The following is a 3,473-nucleotide window of genomic DNA, read 5'->3' as shown; positions in this document are numbered from 1 at the left end:
TGTACGGGGGAGGCCCCGCCGACCCGGGGGGTTCGTGGGGGCCGCCGCCGCCGGTCCGCTCGCGGCCGTCCGCTCAGGAGCAGTACGTGTTGTGCTTGACCAGGGCGAGAGCAGCGACCTTGCCCTCGGCCATGGTGAACTCGTAGAACCAGTCCGGGCCGCCGCTGCCGCTCTCGGCCGGGAGCTCGAACCTGCCGTTCTCAGCCGGCTTCAGCTCCTTGCCCTCGTAGGCCCGCTTGAGCTCCTCCTCGGTCGAGCCGGCGCCGATCCCCTCGGCGGTACGGGCGTCCGCCGGGGCGACCACCTGGCGCAGGCCCTTGGTGCCGAAGCTGACCCGCCCGGTGGCCAGGAAGGCCTGGTCCCGAGCCTTGCGGGCGGGCGTGACGAGGTCCAGGTCCTTGTTGAGCGCGGCGATCTCCTGCTGGTCGGCGGCGTCCTGCTTGATCAGCTCCTGGAGGCGGTTGTTGTACTCCTGCAGCTCCTTCACCGACGCCCCGGGCGTCAGCGGCGGGACCGGCTTCCGGTTCGCCCTGATCTCGTCGATCCTGGCCATCGCCTTGGAGGCCTTCTCGTGGACCTGCGCCTCGGTCGCCATCCGGACCGGGTCCGGCGCCGGGCCGCCCTTGTACGCGTAGTCGGTGCAGCCGTTGAGCACCGAGACCGGCGCCGCCTCCAGGGCTCCGGAGGCGAGCGCCTCGTCCTTGGTCATCGACAGCTGCAGTCCGCGGTAACCGCCGGCACCGAACGGCTGCGGCGGCGTGGCGGCAGCGGCGGCGCCGCCCTTGTCCCCCTCGCAGGCCGCCGCCCCGGCCACCACCAGAGCCATCGTCAGGACCGCCCCTGCCACACGGGTGTTGCGCATCGCCCCCACCGCGATTCCCTCCCCTTCGTCGATCGCACACGGTAGCGAATATCCGGGCGGGATTCACCATCGGTTACCGAACGGGCGAGGGGCCCGCGCCCGAGGACGCAGACCCCTCTCGTGCGCACGGCCGTCGGTCAGTCGGCCGGGGGCCGGGTGGCGAGGCTGCGGGTGTAGTGGGCGGCGGCGAGGACGGAGGCCATCAGCTCGGAGTCGAGCACCGAGGCGTCGGCCAGCCGGGTGGCCGACGCGTGGGAGCCGAGCAGGGTCTTGGTGACCCGCAGGGCGGCCTCGGGGCGGCGCGTGATGGGCCTGGTCCACTCGGCCACCGCCCCGTCCAGGTCCTGCTCGGAGACGACGCGCTGCAGGATGGTGAGCTCACCCGCCTCCACCGCACCGACCGGACGGCCGGTGAGGATGATCTCCCGGACCCGGGCCGCGCCGACCTCGTGGAGCAGACGGGGAAGCAGACCGCCCCAGGCGACGGGCAGGCCCAGGGCGAGCTCGGGCAGCCGGAAGACGGCGTTGTCGGCGCCGACCCGCAGGTCACAGGCGAGCGCCAGGGCGAAGCCTGCGCCGGTCGCCCGGCCCTGGACCCGTGCGACGGTGACGGCGGAGCTGTTGGTGAGGGCGTCGCAGACCCTGCGGGCCTTCTCCCCGTAGCTCCGTATCCGGCCGCCGGTCGGGTCCTCGTCCAGGCCCGCGAAGAGCTCGTCGCGGTCGCCGCCGAGGCAGAAGTCCCGGCCGGCCCCGGACAGCACGATCACGCGCACGGCCGGGTCGGGTACCGCGAGGACGGCGAGGAGTTCGTCCAGCATGGCCGAGGTGACGGCGTTCCCGGTCCCCGGGCTGTTCAGCTCGACGTGGAGCACCGCGTCCCGGAGCTCGGAACGGACCGTACGGGCCGGCGCGGGCTCGGGGACCACCGCGGGCCCGGGCTCGGGGTACCAGCCGCCGGGCGCCGGAGGGTTCGTCAGGTACGGGGGCTGCATCGCGTACGGGGGGTACTGGGGAGCCTGCGGGGAAACGTTCATGCGGCCACTCTCAGGGACGTCACCCGGTGGAAGACCATCCGGGGCGCGTGCTCCGGCGGGCTCACCGCCCGCAGTGTCGGGAAGCGCTCCAGCAGCCGGCCCAGCAGGGCGCGCGCCTCCAGCCGGGCCAGGCCCGCACCGAGGCAGTAGTGGGCGCCGCCGCCGAAGGTGAGGTGGGTGCCCCGGCGGAGCGGGTCGAAGGTGTGCGGGTCCGGGTTGCGGCGCGGATCGCGGTTGGCCGCGCCGTACATCACGTGGACCATGGTGTCCTTGGGGAGGAACACCCCGGCCAGCACGGTGTCCTCGCCCGCGACGCGGCTGTTGATCCGGATCGGCGGGTCGTAGCGCAGTGCCTCGTCGATCACCTCGTCGATGTGCTCGGGCCGCTCCCGCAGCCACTCCCACCTGCCCGGCGACCGCAGCAGCTGCCACACCAGCGAGGAGAGCAGCGTCGCCGTGGTCTCCAGCGAGGCGATGGTGACGAACATGGTGAGCTGGTAGACCATCCGGTCGGTGGCCTCGCGGTCGGACTCCAGCGCGTCCCAGGTGCGGATCCAGCCGGCGATCACGTCGTCGCCGTCGTTCTCGCGGCGCTCCCGGACGAGGCGGGTGAAGTACTCACGCAGGTCCATGGTGGCCTGCTCGGAGACCGCCAGCTGGCTCTTGGCGGGCAGCAGCTCCTGGGCGTGCACCTGGTTGTGGGTCATCGTCAGGATGTGCGGGTAGTCCGCCGGCGCGATGCCCAGCCAGCGCCCGATGGTGCCGATCGGCAGCTGCTCGCTGACCACGGAGGCGAAGTCCGCCTCGCCGTCCGTCCGTATTCGCTCGGCCAGGCGGTCGAGCAGCCCGGCGACGTCGGCCTCGATCTCCGGCGCCATGTCCCGCAGGGTGTTCCGGTCGAAGAGGCTCCCGAGGCTGCGCCGCTGCCGGGTGTGCTCGGGGGCGTTGAGCCGGGAGAGGGTCCGGCTCATCTCCTGGGTGGCGACGGCCTCCCAGCGCTCCGTCCCGCTCTGCCGCTCCTGCCAGGCGAAGTCCGGGACGAGCCAGGTCCTGCCGCGCAGGACCTGGTCGCACGCTTCGTACCCGGTGACCAGGTAGCCGCCCCAGGGCGCCGGGACGAGGTCGCCCAGCGCCCGCAGCTCGTCGTAGACCGGGCTCGGGTCGGCGAGTCCCTCGGCCGACCGCAGCCTCCGCAGGAGCGGCACGGCGGCACGGCGGTCGACCCTTCCACCAGGGCTCTCCAAGTCCGCGGGGCGGGCTTCCAACATGGCGGTCACACGGGGCTCCTATCGCGCGGGCGGGCAGTACGGCGGCGATCTACCCAGTAACAGCGCGCTCAAGCATCGATCCGTGTTGCTCCCGTCACGTTCCGCACCATCGTCGTGAGCCGTTCACCTCGCGGTGACCGAACGACTTCCGACGGCGCGTCGGACCGGCCCCGGGCCGTCTCAGAGCCGGAAGACGTCCAGGAAGGAGCTCCACCACCCCTTCTTCTGCGGGGCCCGGGCGGACGCCGTGGCGGTGCCCTGCGGGTACGTCTGAGCCGTCTCGGAGCCGGGCACCGCCCCGGGCGGGGC

3 protein-coding genes are annotated in these 3,473 nt (G+C 73.2%); all 3 read right to left on the bottom strand.

Annotation, left to right across the window (positions count from 1 at the left end):
* Window positions 1-73: 73 nt before the first annotated feature.
* Complete coding sequence (locus ACFU7Y_RS41860; RefSeq protein WP_380771657.1) at window positions 74-862, bottom strand: hypothetical protein; 789 nt, start codon at window positions 860-862, stop codon at window positions 74-76.
* A gap of 137 nt (window positions 863-999) precedes the next feature.
* Window positions 1,000-1,896, bottom strand: coding sequence for an enoyl-CoA hydratase/isomerase family protein (locus ACFU7Y_RS41855; protein WP_224283211.1), 897 nt, complete (start codon window positions 1,894-1,896; stop codon window positions 1,000-1,002).
* The gene (locus ACFU7Y_RS41850; RefSeq protein WP_380771659.1) at window positions 1,893-3,026 is read right to left on the bottom strand and encodes a cytochrome P450; all 1,134 of its coding nucleotides are present in this window, start codon (window positions 3,024-3,026) and stop codon (window positions 1,893-1,895) included. The genes ACFU7Y_RS41855 and ACFU7Y_RS41850 overlap by 4 nt, the downstream gene beginning before the upstream one ends.
* Between the last annotated feature and the right edge of the window lie 447 nt (window positions 3,027-3,473).

Origin of the sequence: Kitasatospora sp. NPDC057542, from assembly GCF_042801945.1 — a bacterium.
Lineage (GTDB): Bacteria > Actinomycetota > Actinomycetes > Streptomycetales > Streptomycetaceae > Kitasatospora.
The sequence above is the reverse complement of the archived record's forward strand: the minus strand, read 5'-3'. Positions and strand labels throughout refer to the sequence as shown.